Source organism: Lactobacillus sp. UBA5813, from assembly GCF_002417895.1.
In the GTDB taxonomy this organism is placed as follows: Bacteria; Bacillota; Bacilli; order Lactobacillales; family Lactobacillaceae; genus Lactobacillus; species Lactobacillus amylolyticus.
This window is the reverse complement of record NZ_DICZ01000007.1, coordinates 1-13,974: the sequence shown is the minus strand read 5'-3', so window position 1 is coordinate 13,974 and position 13,974 is coordinate 1. Positions and strand designations below refer to the sequence as shown.

16 protein-coding genes are annotated in these 13,974 nt (G+C 37.7%); 6 read left to right on the top strand and 10 right to left on the bottom strand.

Annotated features, from left to right (window positions below; all coding sequences use genetic code 11):
- Nucleotides 1-25: 25 nt before the first annotated feature.
- The 5 genes from B2008_RS01075 to B2008_RS01055 form a co-directional block, all read right to left on the bottom strand.
- Nucleotides 26-943 carry an HNH endonuclease gene (locus B2008_RS01075; protein WP_281830109.1) on the bottom strand — a complete coding sequence of 306 codons (918 nt, stop codon included), beginning with the start codon at nucleotides 941-943 and terminating at the stop codon, nucleotides 26-28.
- A gap of 3 nt (nucleotides 944-946) precedes the next feature.
- The gene (locus B2008_RS01070) at nucleotides 947-1,588 is read right to left on the bottom strand and encodes a YfbR-like 5'-deoxynucleotidase (RefSeq protein WP_006352510.1); all 642 of its coding nucleotides are present in this window, start codon (nucleotides 1,586-1,588) and stop codon (nucleotides 947-949) included.
- Between the two features lie 140 nt (nucleotides 1,589-1,728).
- Nucleotides 1,729-1,869 carry a hypothetical protein gene (locus B2008_RS01065; protein ID WP_281830107.1) on the bottom strand — a complete coding sequence of 47 codons (141 nt, stop codon included), beginning with the start codon at nucleotides 1,867-1,869 and terminating at the stop codon, nucleotides 1,729-1,731.
- Nucleotides 1,870-1,948: 79 nt separating this feature from the next.
- A complete protein-coding gene (locus tag B2008_RS01060; RefSeq protein WP_281830106.1) occupies nucleotides 1,949-3,739 on the bottom strand; it encodes a glycerophosphodiester phosphodiesterase in 1,791 nt (596 codons plus the stop codon).
- Nucleotides 3,740-3,816: 77 nt separating this feature from the next.
- Nucleotides 3,817-4,212, bottom strand: a complete 396-nt coding sequence (locus B2008_RS01055) for an iron-sulfur cluster biosynthesis family protein (RefSeq protein WP_040457397.1) — start codon at nucleotides 4,210-4,212, stop codon at nucleotides 3,817-3,819.
- A 195-nt stretch (nucleotides 4,213-4,407) separates the two neighbouring features.
- Here B2008_RS01055 and B2008_RS01050 point away from each other — a divergent pair, with 195 nt between their 5' ends.
- The 3 genes from B2008_RS01050 (at nucleotide 4,408) to htpX (ending at nucleotide 7,081) form a co-directional block, all read left to right on the top strand.
- Nucleotides 4,408-5,514 carry an SLC13 family permease gene (locus B2008_RS01050; protein ID WP_281830102.1) on the top strand — a complete coding sequence of 369 codons (1,107 nt, stop codon included), beginning with the start codon at nucleotides 4,408-4,410 and terminating at the stop codon, nucleotides 5,512-5,514.
- 108 nt (nucleotides 5,515-5,622) lie between these two features.
- The gene (locus B2008_RS01045; RefSeq protein ID WP_281830100.1) at nucleotides 5,623-6,183 is read left to right on the top strand and encodes a LemA family protein; all 561 of its coding nucleotides are present in this window, start codon (nucleotides 5,623-5,625) and stop codon (nucleotides 6,181-6,183) included.
- A gap of 10 nt (nucleotides 6,184-6,193) precedes the next feature.
- On the top strand, nucleotides 6,194-7,081 hold the full coding sequence (gene htpX, locus B2008_RS01040) for a zinc metalloprotease HtpX (RefSeq protein ID WP_281830098.1): 888 nt from the start codon (nucleotides 6,194-6,196) through the stop codon (nucleotides 7,079-7,081).
- A 36-nt stretch (nucleotides 7,082-7,117) separates the two neighbouring features.
- Here htpX and B2008_RS01035 read toward each other — a convergent pair whose 3' ends face one another.
- A complete protein-coding gene (locus tag B2008_RS01035; RefSeq protein WP_281830096.1) occupies nucleotides 7,118-8,059 on the bottom strand; it encodes a helix-turn-helix domain-containing protein in 942 nt (313 codons plus the stop codon).
- Between the two features lie 115 nt (nucleotides 8,060-8,174).
- Between B2008_RS01035 and B2008_RS01030 the strand changes: the two genes are divergently transcribed.
- From B2008_RS01030 to pepI, 3 genes are read left to right on the top strand one after another with little or no spacing between them, the layout of a single operon-like run.
- Nucleotides 8,175-9,539 (top strand): ATP-binding cassette domain-containing protein, encoded by a 1,365-nt coding sequence (locus B2008_RS01030; protein WP_281830094.1) that lies wholly within the window; start codon nucleotides 8,175-8,177, stop codon nucleotides 9,537-9,539.
- A complete protein-coding gene (locus B2008_RS01025) occupies nucleotides 9,536-10,189 on the top strand; it encodes an energy-coupling factor transporter transmembrane component T family protein (RefSeq protein ID WP_281830092.1) in 654 nt (217 codons plus the stop codon). Before B2008_RS01030 ends, B2008_RS01025 begins: the two co-directional genes overlap by 4 nt.
- A 2-nt stretch (nucleotides 10,190-10,191) precedes the next feature.
- Nucleotides 10,192-11,076 carry a proline iminopeptidase gene (gene pepI / locus B2008_RS01020; RefSeq protein WP_281830091.1) on the top strand — a complete coding sequence of 295 codons (885 nt, stop codon included), beginning with the start codon at nucleotides 10,192-10,194 and terminating at the stop codon, nucleotides 11,074-11,076.
- A gap of 54 nt (nucleotides 11,077-11,130) precedes the next feature.
- On the opposite strand, the gene B2008_RS01015 is transcribed toward pepI, so the two are convergent.
- The 4 genes from B2008_RS01015 to B2008_RS01000 form a co-directional block, all read right to left on the bottom strand.
- The gene (locus B2008_RS01015) at nucleotides 11,131-12,171 is read right to left on the bottom strand and encodes an SLAP domain-containing protein (RefSeq protein WP_281830090.1); all 1,041 of its coding nucleotides are present in this window, start codon (nucleotides 12,169-12,171) and stop codon (nucleotides 11,131-11,133) included.
- Between the two features lie 190 nt (nucleotides 12,172-12,361).
- Nucleotides 12,362-12,943 carry a hypothetical protein gene (locus B2008_RS01010; RefSeq protein ID WP_281830089.1) on the bottom strand — a complete coding sequence of 194 codons (582 nt, stop codon included), beginning with the start codon at nucleotides 12,941-12,943 and terminating at the stop codon, nucleotides 12,362-12,364.
- An 83-nt stretch (nucleotides 12,944-13,026) separates the two neighbouring features.
- The gene (locus B2008_RS01005) at nucleotides 13,027-13,233 is read right to left on the bottom strand and encodes a helix-turn-helix domain-containing protein (protein ID WP_281830087.1); all 207 of its coding nucleotides are present in this window, start codon (nucleotides 13,231-13,233) and stop codon (nucleotides 13,027-13,029) included.
- A gap of 175 nt (nucleotides 13,234-13,408) precedes the next feature.
- Nucleotides 13,409-13,974: IS3 family transposase (locus B2008_RS01000; protein WP_286822230.1), on the bottom strand; the 566-nt coding region annotated here is incomplete at its 5' end.

The window sequence follows — 13,974 nt, the reverse complement described above, 5'->3', positions numbered from 1 at the left end:
GCATCCTCAATGAGGATGCCTTTTTTTAAATTATATCCGATTGCTTATTTTCCTGAGCAATCTTCCAACCTGTATTAAAGTGATTTTCGCGAATTTTACGTAAAGCATCATAATCTGATTGCAGACTGTCAATTGCATCCTGCAATTTCTTATTTTGCTTTCTCATCACGTTTAGTTCCGGATCATTGATCACTCCTTTTAAGTGAACCTGACCCGCTAACTTTCTGCGCCGGTGTTCAAATTCTTCCTGCAAGGTGCCCAGCGCATTTTCATATTTGACTAATTTCTGGTTGATTTCAGGAATTTGATCATTCAATTTTTTAAACAGCTTAAACGGCATATTCGACTTGATGCGGTTGCATTCGCTGCAAGACAGAATCAAGTTATCCATATCGTTATTATGCGATAAGGAAACTGGATCTTTATGATCAACACTGTGACCACGGCGGCCACAATACTGGCAGCGATAATGGTACTTCGCTCTGATGCGCTCCCGATCGATAAAGTCGACCTCATTCAGCTGAAAATCAACTTTCAAGCCTAGATGTTCCAGATTATATTGAAAATCCCGGCCTTGATCAGGAAGGTAATCAATTTTGCCTGTTTCGCTATCAATTATTGCCTGATTAAATTTCTTTCTAGATACCTGCTGCTCAGCGAGCTCATTGCCATCATAATCCTGCAAAAAAGCTTCATAGCTTTTGCGATCTTGCTTGGTTTTAACAAAGAAGCTTTCTTGCTCTTCATTAGTTTTTTTACCAACAAAGGAGTAAAGCAAAGTCTTAGTAAAGGTCTCAATCGTAGAATTGCCAAAATTCTCTGCCTTTTCTCCCCGTTGCAAACAAATATCGCAAATACTAGTCAACTTCAGATTGATTAAACCGGACTGCTTAAAATGAAGCGAGTCCATCCGAAGTCCACATGAGCTGCATTGAAATTTCACGTCTTAGTCCCCCATTAGCAAGATGCTAAAAGCTATTCTTTGCATCTTATCCTTGCCAGCGAAATCTCCTTTAAACAAATCAGGCAAAATATGCTTAATAAAGTATTTAACACAAGCCAAATCATCAAATTGTTTGATCGTTTCCAAACTTTCTTTAAACATTTGCATATAAACCGGATTAGGGTTGCCCAATTCGATTTCGCCATAAGCTTCGTAAAGCAAGTCAAGCTTATCACAAATTGATAAAATCTTGCCTTCCAAAGTATCATCTTTGCCTTCAGCAAGCCGCTTTTTATAAATTTCTTGAAATTCTTTTGGAATCTCATCTTTGATAAACTTATGCGTCATGGTTTCTTCAACATCGCCAATCATTTTACGCAATTGTGGAGTAGCGTATTTAACCGGTGTCTTGATATCACCAATAAAACGCTCAGTATAATCATGGTTCAGGCTCTTTTCATATAAAGCTTTCCAATTAACCTTTTGCTTGCCTTTTACTTCTTCGATATCACCCATCATTTGCGCTAATTCAGCTGTTCTGAAACAGTGATCAGCAACTGAGTGGTGATGGTACTTAAAGTAGCCTGGTGCACGATCAATTGACTCTAAACTATTAAAACCTTGAATATATGCATTTAATCCCATGTTTTATCCTCCTTAGTACAACTGCTTAAAAATTTTTACTATGTTACCAAAGAATCAAACATGATGCAAATTTTCTTTTGAAAGAGAAAAAGGGCAGTGAACTGAGTTCACTGCCCTTAATTTCAATATTTATAAAAAGACTACTTGTTTTCGTCTTTTGCGGCCTTGTTCAAGAATGAAACTACGGCTGCTACGTGAGCAACACGCTTCTTAGCTTTTCTCTTGTTCTTAGGTCTTTGGTTTGGTTCACAACCAGTGTTGTAATTTTCACCTTTACGCATAGCTATACTTCCTTTCAGATTTTCGAAAATCTAATTTAGTTTAACATGCAACCAGCATTAGATCAAGTTTTCTTTATAATTAGACCTCAAGATCATTTGGCATGTGAACAACAATTATATAATTCAAAATGCGATTAGCATAGCTGGAAGTATCCTGGAACTCTTTAATTGCCTGCTTTGCCATCTTCACATTATCGGTAATAATTCCATCAGCCTGGTCATACATCATCTTTTTCATCAGGTCTTTATCATTGATAGTCCAAGCATAAACAGGATGATGCTGCAGATGGGCCTGCCAGATAAAGTCAGAATTCAAAGTTGAATATTCCATCGAATACCCGTCAGCAACACTGTGGGGATAAGTAAAGTTGTAAGGCTGGATATATAGCACTTCCAACTTAGGGTTTATTTGATGCAGACCTTCAATGACCCGATAATCCAGCGACTGAACTTGATAACCATTTTTTAGAATCGTTGCACCATATTTACGATTAAAACGCTGCAAAATCTTTTTTGAGTCCTTCGGCGTCGTTTTAACTTCAATCAGCAATTTTTGATGCAGTTTTTGTGCTTCTTTCAAATATTGGTCAAAGCTGGCAATTTTAGCTGTATGCCCGTCTTCTTTAGCTGTCAGCTTCGTCAGCTGCTTTAAGGTTAATTCACTTGGCATCTTATTAACATCGGTTAGAGTGGCTAAGGTTTCGTCATGCAGAACTACGAATTCCTTGTCTTTTGTTTCATGCAGGTCGATTTCTACAAAATCCGGCTTTTCTTTAGCGGTCTTTTTCAAGGCCGCAATTGTATTTTGAACGCCATTTTTATCACTCACGCCGCGGTGAGAAATGATTAGTGGTGCTTTACTATTCACGCCGGTTAAATAAAGAGCATTAGTAACGCCGGCACTGGCAATAATTATTAATGCTGCTACAGAAGTTGCGCTAATCAGCAATTTAGAAAATGACCTTTTCTGTTTTTCAGCAGCATTTTTTTCTAATTTTAATGGTGTAAAAATAATCAATAAACCAATAACCGTTGAAGCAACAAAGGCAAGGTCACTAATAATTTGAATCAGCGAAAGGTTGATAATTGCAAAAGTCAATGGTGCATATTTCCCAGGCAATAGATCCCACAGCAGCTGCAAGCCATAAATTGCAGCATAGGCAATGCCGATGGCAAGTGTTGTAACCACTGCCAAAACAAGCAGACGCAGAATCAGTGGCCACCATTTTTTGTGTTTGGTCAACTGCCAGCTGCTTTTCATTGCTTGAATTGTTTTCTTCTGCTTAAAAATCATCAATGGCAGCGTTAATAATAGTCGAACTCCTAGAACAAGAACTACCGCATAAAAAACAAGCAGAATAGTCAATAAAAGCGGAGTTCTGGTCATGTAATCAATAATAAATTCAGGGATTTGAATTTTTGCAAGCAGCGGAGTTCTGAACACAATGTCAGCAAAAGGCACAACCAATAAGAAATAAAGTAGCAAGACTAAGAGTGAGCCAGGTCTGATCCGTAAGATGCACTGCCAGCTCTTTTTAAAGACAGTTTTCAAAGTAAAATCATTATTGGCAATCGCCCTTATTCCTAGCAACATGAACGCGAACTGACTATAAATGACAATCAGCAGCAGCAGCAATTCTATGATCAGAATGATAAAGACAAAGGTATTAGTCGTAATAATCGTGACAATATTTTGATAAGAAACAAATGGAATGGCACTAGCCTGCAAAATAAATGTCGTCACATAGCGAAATAACGGAATGACAATTATTTGATTAAACAAGTCCAGACCTAACAGCAACATCAAATATCCTAGCCAGTGCTGCTTAAATTCACGAAAATAGCCTGTCAAATCATTGTATATTTTCATTTGTCTCTCTGTCTCCTCCACCTGATTTCTATTCTAAACTAAAAAGAGTCTGGAATTCTCCAGACTCTTGATTTTGATTAACATTGACCACCGTTAAGCAAATCATCTTTACTGATTTTATTACCTTCAAATTTAGTGACAGTCACGCCACCATCAATAATTCCGCTATCAGATGATAAGCTCAAAGTTGAATTGCGCGCGTTAACAACTAAGCCGTTTTCTAAAAAAGTAGTTTCAGGCTTAGCTGTATAAAGGTCTAGTCCAGCATCATTGGCGATTTTAATATCATATTCCGGATCGCGCTTATCTAAAATGACGAATTGGAAACTATCACCAATCGTACATGTTCCGCCTTTTTTAGAATATTTATTTGAACCGTCATTTAATGATAGAAGAACGATTTGATGGTCATCATCCATCTTCTTTTTAATAATTGCCAGTGCTTCAGGCTTTATCTTCATTGAGATCTTCATCTTAAACCACTCTGCCTTTCTTTTTGCTTTACTTGCTAAAGTATAGCAAGAAACAGTCCTTTCTCTCAAATTATTTGCCTAGAAAATGGTACACTATCTTTATTTTTTAAGAATTAAATATTGCGAACCTGAACAAAAAGGCACAAAATGGTAGATAGGGTTTTTAGACGATTGTAATATGAGAGGGGATCTTTTATGACCGTCTTAAAGAATATTGCTAAAGATAGAATTTTGCAGATTACCGTCTTCGTCACGGTAGTCAGTCTTTTTTTTGCTAGACCGCGACTAGAGGATATTAACTTACATACTTTATTCTCTGTTGCCGCAATGCTGACAATTATCCAAATATATGCATACTTGCACGTACTTGATGTTTTAGCCTACAAACTAACCAGTATTGCTGATAATACTCGTAAGCTCAACATGTTGTTTACCTTATTATCGGTTATTTCCGGAATGTTTTTAGGAAATGATATTACCGCTTTAACCTTAATACCATTGTATTTAAACATCGCCAAAAAATATAAATTGCCGCAGATCTTGCCGGTAACTTTAATTGGCATGGGTGCAAATGTTGGTGCGGCCTTTACGCCATGGGGAAATCCACACAACATTTTCTTAGTTAGTCGCTATGATGTGTCTGCTTTTGAATTTTTCTCCTGGTCCGTACCATACCTAATTGTTTCTTTGATTATTCTGGGAATTGTCTTTTTCTTTATCCCCAAAGAAAAGATTCCTGTTCAAAAGACTGAAAGCATTGAAATCAACTGGCGTCTGACTTTAATTACTACTGCCGTTTTCATTTTCTTCTTCTTCGGCGTATTCCGGGTAGTGCCAATTATCATTCCAATGATTGTCTCAATTATTTTGGCTTTGATGATCAACCCGCGAATCATGCTCAAGATCGACTATGCTCTACTGTTAACCTTCACTGGCTTCTTTATTTTCATCAGTGATATTCAGCAAATTCCGGCAAGCGTCAACGTTATTCACATGATGGTTCACTCAGAGACTTCAACCTACTTGACCTCAATTATCTCAAGTCAGGTAATGAGCAACGTTCCTTCAACTATCTTAGTTGGTAAGTTTACTACTTATGCTCAAGCCCTTTTCTTGGGTTCCAACATTGGTGGTTTTGGTTCTGCAATTGGTTCAATGGCCAACATGCTGGTTATGAAGACTTTCAACCAACACGCCACCGTCAGCAAGAGCAAGTTCTTTAAGCAATGGTCGATTATGCAATTCATTGGTTTGATCATTCTAACCATTGTGGGTTATTTGCTATTAATATTTAGAATTTAAAATTAAATAATTCAGCTTAGACGCCAATTAAGAGGTCTTTTTAGTATCCAAAAAAAAGGCTTTTTCGGTAAAATAGATATTAAATATTTAACAGATGGAGGAATTACAATGTCACCATTAATGTGGATTATTTTAATCATTTTTGTTTTGCTTATTGCAATCTACATTGCTATTTATAACGGCTTACAAAAGTCAAAGGTTTATACTGATGAGGCTTGGAGTCAAATTGACGTTCAACTTAAGCGGCGCAATGATTTAATTCCTAACTTGGTTGAAACGGTTAAAGGCTATGCTAAGCACGAAAGCGGAACTTTTGAAAAAGTAGTTCAATTGCGCAACCAATTGACGCAGATTCCTGCTGACAACCGTGAGGAAATTCAAAAGGTTTCTAACCAATTAACTGATTCCTTGAAGACAATTTTTGCCTTATCAGAGAACTACCCTGATTTAAAGGCCAACCAAAATTTCTTAAGTCTGCAAGAAGAATTGACTAATACTGAAAACAAAATTGCTTATTCCCGTCAGCTTTACAATTCAACTGCTGCTCAATATGATCAAAAGCTGTTAACTTTCCCATCCAACATTATTGCGAAAATCCATCACTTCACTAAAGTGGATTACTTGCAAACTGATGCTGCAGAAAAAGAAGTTCCAAAGGTTAAGTTTTAGAGGTTAAAAAATGTTATACCAGCAAATTGCCCGTAACAAGCGCAAAACTGTGGTCGTTATGGCTGTTTTTGTGGTGATCTTAACTTTAGTTGGTGCTGGCTTTGGCTATCTCTTCAGCAATTCGCCGTGGAGCGGAATTATTATTGCTCTGGTTGCTAGTCTGCTCTATCTTTTCTTGGTAATGCGCAATCCCGCAAATATGGTCATGAGCCTTAATCATGCCCAAGAAATTCATGAGCAGGACAACCCACAATTGTGGCACATCGTTCAGGATATGGCGATGGTCGGCCAAGTTCCAATGCCAAGAGTTTTCATTATTAACGATCCAAGCCCCAATGCTTTTGCGACAGGTCGTGATCCTGATCATAGTGCCGTTGCAGTTACTCAGGGGTTGCTCGACATGATGAATCGCGAAGAACTTGAAGGCGTATTGGGCCATGAAATATCACACATTCGCAATTATGATATCCGCTTATCGACAATTGCAGTTGTATTAGTCGGCGTCATTTCATTTCTCTCTGGCGTGGCAAGCCGCGTTATATGGTTTGGTGGCGGCGATCGTGATAATGATCGTGACAGTAACGTGATTGAAATGATTTTTAAAGTGGTTGCGATTGTCTTTGTCCTAATTTTGGGACCATTATCGGCATCCCTAGCGCAAATGGCATTATCCCGCAATCGTGAATATTTGGCTGATGCCAGCTCAGTTGAGCTCACCCGTAACCCGCATGGCTTAATTTCCGCTTTGCAAAAAATCGAGGGCAGCCAGCCAATGAAGCAAGCCGATCGTTCAAGCAGCGGCCTGTATATCGAAAACCCATTTAGACATCGCGGTGGCAGTCTATTCGACACTCACCCGCCAACAGCTGACCGCATTGCTCGGTTAGAAAAAATGTAGACAAAACAAAAACAGATCTCTTTTGAGATCTGTTTTTTATTTCAAATTAATATTTGCTTGCCGGAATAATCGTTCACGCATCGCTGCCGGCGTTTCGCCATAATATTGATTGAACTTCTTATAGAAGAAGGACTTGCTTGAATAACCAACCCGGCCAATGATTTCTTTAAGCGAAACATCTGGTTGGGCTAGCAAGGTTCGTGCTTCCTGCATTCTGCGTTCATCAACATGACTGACAAAGCTTTTGCCTGTCTTTTGCTTAACCATATTTGAGAAGTAGTTTGGATTAAAGCCGAAGTCCTTTGCTGCTTGAGTTAACGTAATATCAGTAAAGTGATTATCAATGTAATTATCGAGCACGCTGCCTTCGAATTTCGTCTTATCAAGACTAGCTGGCGTTACCAAACGCTGAGTTCTAATCAATAAAATAATCATAACTGTCAATTCAGCCCCAATTAGAGCTCTGGCAAACAATTCGTTATTCAAATAGCCATTAATGATGTGCTGCATTACTTGTGATGCACGCGTAATCTGATTATTCTTGAGCCACAAAACATGTTCATTTATCAGGCTAGAGACTATTTGTTTAATAATTTTTTCTTCTCTGCTGCCTTGATAAGCAAAATCTTTAAAGAAATTACGATAGTTGAAGCCGGGCTGGAATTTTATTTTCGCTAATACCGTATCTTGAGTTTGACTTTCAACTTCATATTTGGCGTTTTCAGTTAGCAAAAGAACATTTCCTGCCTTCATTGCTAAACTCTTTTCGCCACTTTTTACAATTGCTTCGCCGCTAACTACATATAGAATGGTCGCTACATCGTTAGAATAATAATGCAGACCCTTATTATAATTTTCAAGGTAGATTGAAAAAAGATCAAAATCCGGATTGCCGTTTTTCAACTTGATTTCGTTGGTATCTTCGTTGTTAGAACGCAAAATACTAGCCAGATATTGATCTAGAGCAACAGCTGCCATTGGTCCACCTTCCCTTTTGTATAACTATACATCTATAGAAACATTATATCCCAAAAAGTGGTAACATTCGTTAAAATAGAGACAGTATATTAGTTTTATTTAATGGAAAAATTTTATGATGGCATCAATTAAATTTGATCATCTGTATTTTAGTTACAAAAAAGATGATTATATTGTCAAAAATTTAAATCTTACAATACCTAATGGATTTTCATTATTAATCGGGCCTACCGGCTGTGGCAAGTCGACTTTATTAAAATTGACGGCCGGCTTATATCCTAAATATGCTGGTCATACAAAGGGCCGAGTCATTACCTCTTTAAGTCATGCGATGATGTTTCAAAACGCTGGTGAACAGTTTACAATGGCTACCCCGCGCGATGAAATTATTTTTGCGTTAGAAAATTTGCAGCTCAATCAGGTTGAATATGAAGGCCGACTGAAAAAGGCTGTGACCTTCACACAGATTAGCAGAATGCTCGATCAAAAGATCAGCACTTTATCTGGTGGCGAAAAGCAACGGGTAGCATTAGCGGTGCTGGTAGCAATGGACGTAGATCTTTTCTTGTTAGATGAGCCTTTTGCCAGTTGTGATCCAGAAGCACGGAAATTTTTAATTGAAAAATTAGGACAGTTGCGCGATCAAGGCAAGACGATCGTCATTAGCGATCATGTTTTCACGGATTATACCGCTGTTTGCGACCGAGTATACGAAATGAAAAATAAGACAATCACGCTGCTGGACGATGAGGAAAAAGATGCACTATTTGCAGCTAAACCGCTAAAAAAGATTTCCTTTGCATTGCCTAATAAGATAGCTCAGTCTTTGTTTTCATTGAACAAAACAGAAATAAAGCAAGGGCGTACTTTACTGATGCAGGAGCAATTGCAGCTTGAAAGTGGCAAAAACGTTTTGATTACCGGTCCTAACGGTGTCGGCAAAACTTCTTTTTTTAAGGCATTAACGCAAATGATTCCTTATTCCGGCAGCCTCTGTTTTCACCAAAATGAGATCAGCAAATTGAAGCCGCGGAAGTATCTGCGCCAAGTGGCACAAATCTTTCAGGCAGCTGATGATCAATTTTTAAAAGTGACCGTGCGTGAAGAGATCGAATTAAGCAAGAAAACGCGCAATTCATTTTTTACTGATGAGCGAATTGCGGCCGCACTTAAGAAACTCCATTTGGACTCTCATTTGGATCAAATCGTTTATTCTTTATCTGGTGGGCAGAAAAAGAAGCTGCAGATTCTGCTTATGCTGCTTGGTCAGCATGAAGTTTTGCTTATTGACGAGCCTTTGTCTGGATTAGATCACGAATCGATCAAACAGGTAATTGCTTTAATGCAAGAGAGCCAAAAAGAACTCCATAAGAGCTTTTTAATCATCAGCCATCAAGTAGCCGAGCTCTCAGATTTATGCGACTACCACCTCGTTTTTGAGGCACAGAAGCTAAAATATGTAAGTGAGGTGCAAGCATGAATCCCAGTCTAAAATTCATTTTAGTTTTTATTATTTCCCTGGAAATATCATTGAAGGCATCTTTGACTACGAATAGCATCGTCATTGTTTGTGCACTGCTTTATTTGCTGTGGCACAAGATCTCGCTTAAGGATTTGGGCTTATTGCTGACAGTTCCGTTGATCGCGGCATTTACTATTTTTGCGACCTTGTACTGGTTTTCAACCAAGCCGGATCATTATTATGCATGGGTATTGGCCAGCCGTGTTTATGTTTATGTTTTGAGCATTGCCTGTGTCGTTAAAACAACAATAGCTGCTCAGTTGGCCCGTTCTTTTGAACAAAATCTGCATTTGCCGAGCAAATTCGCATATGGAGTATTGGCAGCCTTGAATATTATTCCGCGCATGCAGATGGCGGTGAAACGAATCAGAACAGCGGCAATGATGCGGGGCGTATATTTGAGCTTCTGGTCACCGATTTTGTATTTCAAAGCAATTTTGGTGGCTTTATCCTCCTCTGATAATTTAGCTCAGGGAATGGAATCTCATGGCTACATTGAAGGAAAAGAGCGGTCGGCAATCATTAAGATCCCGTTGACCAGCAATGATTGGTGTATTTTTGTATTGATTCTGTTTTTGTTCAATATTTGTTTATTTATTTTTAGGTGAAAATGATGCAAATTACTGAAGGAAAAATCCCATTCATGGGTTATGAAACTTATTATCGAATTGTAGGTACTAAAAGTTCGAAGGCACCGTTGGTTTTGCTTCATGGCGGTCCTGGATCAAGCCACAATTATTTTGAGGTTTTGGATGAATTGGCTGCCAAGAATCAGCGTCAAATTATCATGTATGACCAGTTGGGCTGTGGCAATTCAAGCATCCCTGACGATCACCCAGAACTTTACACTAAGGAAACTTGGGTAAAAGAATTGATGAATTTGCGTGAGCAGCTGGGATTAAAGAAAATCCATCTGTTGGGTCAGTCTTGGGGCGGCATGCTCGCAATCATTTATTTATGCGATTATCAACCTGAAGGAATTAAAAGTGTGATCCTCTCCTCGACTTTGGCTTCAGCTAGTTTGTGGTCAAGAGAGCTCCACCGGATGATCAAATATTTGCCGGATGACGAACAGGCAGCAATTAAAGCAGCTGAAGACAAGGACAGTTTTACTGGCTCTGCTTATTTGAAAGCTAACGACCACTTCATGAGTCAGCATGTTATCAAGATGAGTGCTGATTTGCCTGAATGCGTGCGCCGGAAGAAAAAGGGCGGAACCTTGGCTTATGAAACTGCGTGGGGACCAAATGAATACACGCCGGAAGGCAATTTACACGATTATGAATACACAGACAAATTAGATAGAATAAAGGTCTCGACTTTAATTACTAGCGGGACTGACGATTTATGCACGCCATATGTTGCGAAGTCGATGCATGACAGAATTAAGAGCAGTGAATGGCAACTATTTGAATATTGCGGCCATATGCCGTTTGTGCAGAAGACTGATGAATATATTGATCTGTTGTGCAGATGGTTAGATAAAAATGATTAAAAAAGTCACCATTCTAAGTGAAATAGAATGGTGACTTTTTTATGTGAGCCTAGATTATTTAAAGTTTGCAACCTTTACGTAGCGCTTGTTTGTGGCGGTTGCACCTTGAATTCTGTAGTAAAGTTTACCGTTCTTAAACTTGTAAGAACCACCGTATGTAGTGATTGTTGTGCCCTTCTTGAGGACTGTCTTGGTAGCGCGGCGAGTGCTTGTTGCGTAGATGTAGGCATTTTTGGTCAATGTACGCTTAGTGTCATCGATGTTGGAGACCCTGATGTAGTAATTAGTGTAGGTTCCATCAGCATTGTAAACTTGATAGAAATCACCACTTGTATAATATTGACCACCATCGATATGAATTGGATCAGCTTTTACATAGACTGTACTAAAGGCTGAAAATTTCTTTTTAGTCTTAGTTCCAGCTGCTGTATATCCTTGGGCTGCATGCATCACAGTCTTTTGAACCAGGCTTGGTGTAGAGGCCTTGCTAGTTGCTAAATATTTAGTTTGAATCCAGAGTGTTGCATTATTATTTGCATTTGCGGAAGCTTCAGATACTGTTGAAACACCAGTGTAGAATTCACCATTTTCGTATCTAATAAGGTTACCAACGTAGTAAGTACGGCCTTGATAGAAAGTATCTGTATCTCCTAAACCTTTGACATATTTTTGGTTATCAGGAAGATACAATTGAATTGAAGTAGCAGGTTTTACGTATACTTGATAAGAAATGGTTGTATTATTTTCTCCAGATAATTGAACGGTGAAGCTTTCACCGGCCTTTGAAGTATCAACGGGATTTGCGACGATTGATACTTTACCCGAAATTTTTACTGTGTCCCCGTTTGTCAAAGTAATATTGGTTGGGTCAAATGTGGAGTTAGCAGCAATTTGGAATGTTTGATTATTTGGATTAATCGTTTCAGTTTTTCTACTATGAGTGTATTGAGCTGAAACTGCTTGTGTAGTATCTTGGCTTGTAGTTTGCGTTGTGTCTGTTGTTTGCGCGGTACCAGCAGCACTAACGATTGTCGAAATTGGTGCTACAGCTAGAAGTGCAGCTGCAGCAATGCCAATAATTTTAGTCTTTTTCATAAAAATTCTCCTTAACTATAGTAGAAGGTTTCTAAACAGTCGAAATTCTGCTGATTAGAAACCTCAATTTTGCCTTATTACCAAAGCACCTATATCATATATGATTCCTGAAAATAAATTGTTAAAAAATCCCTAATTAGGGATTTTTTAACAACAAAACGAAATGATACGTTCGAATTTATGTCGGTAATTAATTATTACCAAAATTATAAATATATTTTATTTGAAGAAATGCAAATGTATAGCTCTCTTTTAAATTTTTATCTTCTAAAGAATCTAGAAATTGACTAATGACATACTTTTTATGAGTATCAATATATGCTAATAAAGCATTCATAAATTTGATTCTTACATTAGTCAAAAGATCATTTTTAGAATAATTCAACTTACTTGTTGTATTCAAAATTACTTTAGCTTTATCAGGTTGCTTATCTTTTACTAAAACAAATACAGCATTTAATAAAGTATTACTTGTAACAACCGAAACTAAATCCTGGTTATGTACCTCACTAATCAATGATCTGGACAGTTTATAAACTTCTTCTGAATTAAGTAATAATTGTATATTAGCAAATAGAATTATTTCCTTCTTAAACCAATGCTTAATACCCACAAATTGTTCGGCTAAGGCCTTTTTATATTCATCATCAGAAAGATCTTGTCCTGATAAATCAAAATAGAAATTCAAAGCAATAGCAGATTTAATTAAAGCCTCTTTTTTCAAATATTCATCATTTTCATGATGATATTTTTCCAATAATTGGAATGACAAATTTTTTAATTTCTCTACATCATTTTCTTGATAAGCAAATTCAACTTTTGCAATTACTTGTTTTATTTCTATTTCAGCTATAATTAGTATGAAATATTCATAGTTGTAAGTAGTCTTTCAAAGATTTCTACAGGAAGCCCTGTTTCACCACGTCCCCATCTAGATAATGCTGAGGTTGAGGTTATTCCCACTTTTTGGGCTAAGCTTTTGAGAGATACATGATTCTTCTTTCTGATTACTTTAAATTTCGGACCAACTGTCATAGGAATTTTTGTATTTCTTTTTTGCACTGAAAGGACCTCATCATGGTAAATTACAAATTTAAGAAACTATTATTACGGGTGGATTAGTTGTTATGGGAAATACCATTGCAATGTACTTACCTAATTTTTAAGTACTGTAGCACTATAAATAAAAAAACTCCACACATTCTGAACTGAGACGTAAAAGTTGGACATTTATAGACTAATTCATTAAGGCTTGATTCCGATATTCATTCGGAGTCAGGCCTTTTAGTCTGCTCTTTATCCTTTCTTCGTTATAGTATTTGATATATTTTTCAATAGCTTCTTTGAGCTGTTTTAAGCTGTGATATTTGTATTCTTGGCCGTAAAACATCTCTGTTTTTAGAAGGCCAAAGAAGTTTTCCATCAGCCCATCATCAGGAGAATTGCCTTTTCTGGACATGCTTTGGGTAATGCCATGAAGCTTTAGCTCGTGCTGATACATCGAGCTTTGATACTGGCAGCCCTGATCAGAATGAAAAGTTAGTGCATTTAAAGCTGGATGCTTCTTAAAGGCTTTATGAAGCATTGAAATCACTAAGTGCATGTCTGGATGACGAGAAATTGAATAAGCAACAATATCGCCTGCGCAGCCGTCAAGAATAGGCGATAAATAAAGCTTCTGACCATGCAAGTGAAATTCAGTGATGTCTGTATACCACTTCATGTTAGGCCGAATGGCAAAGAAGTTGCGTTTGATCAAATTGGGCGCAATCTTGCCAATGGTTCCTTTGTAGCTGGAATATT

Coding starts and splice junctions, on each gene's coding strand:
- B2008_RS01070 (WP_006352510.1), bottom strand. CDS start 1,588: ATGGGATTAAATGCATATATTCAAGGTTTTAATAGTTTAGAGTCAATT.
- B2008_RS01065 (WP_281830107.1), bottom strand. CDS start 1,869: ATGCGTAAAGGTGAAAATTACAACACTGGTTGTGAACCAAACCAAAGA.
- B2008_RS01060 (WP_281830106.1), bottom strand. CDS start 3,739: ATGAAAATATACAATGATTTGACAGGCTATTTTCGTGAATTTAAGCAG.
- B2008_RS01055 (WP_040457397.1), bottom strand. CDS start 4,212: ATGAAGATCTCAATGAAGATAAAGCCTGAAGCACTGGCAATTATTAAA.
- B2008_RS01050 (WP_281830102.1), top strand. CDS start 4,408: ATGACCGTCTTAAAGAATATTGCTAAAGATAGAATTTTGCAGATTACC.
- B2008_RS01045 (WP_281830100.1), top strand. CDS start 5,623: ATGTCACCATTAATGTGGATTATTTTAATCATTTTTGTTTTGCTTATT.
- htpX (WP_281830098.1), top strand. CDS start 6,194: ATGTTATACCAGCAAATTGCCCGTAACAAGCGCAAAACTGTGGTCGTT.
- B2008_RS01035 (WP_281830096.1), bottom strand. CDS start 8,059: ATGGCAGCTGTTGCTCTAGATCAATATCTGGCTAGTATTTTGCGTTCT.
- B2008_RS01030 (WP_281830094.1), top strand. CDS start 8,175: ATGATGGCATCAATTAAATTTGATCATCTGTATTTTAGTTACAAAAAA.
- B2008_RS01025 (WP_281830092.1), top strand. CDS start 9,536: ATGAATCCCAGTCTAAAATTCATTTTAGTTTTTATTATTTCCCTGGAA.
- pepI (WP_281830091.1), top strand. CDS start 10,192: ATGATGCAAATTACTGAAGGAAAAATCCCATTCATGGGTTATGAAACT.
- B2008_RS01015 (WP_281830090.1), bottom strand. CDS start 12,171: ATGAAAAAGACTAAAATTATTGGCATTGCTGCAGCTGCACTTCTAGCT.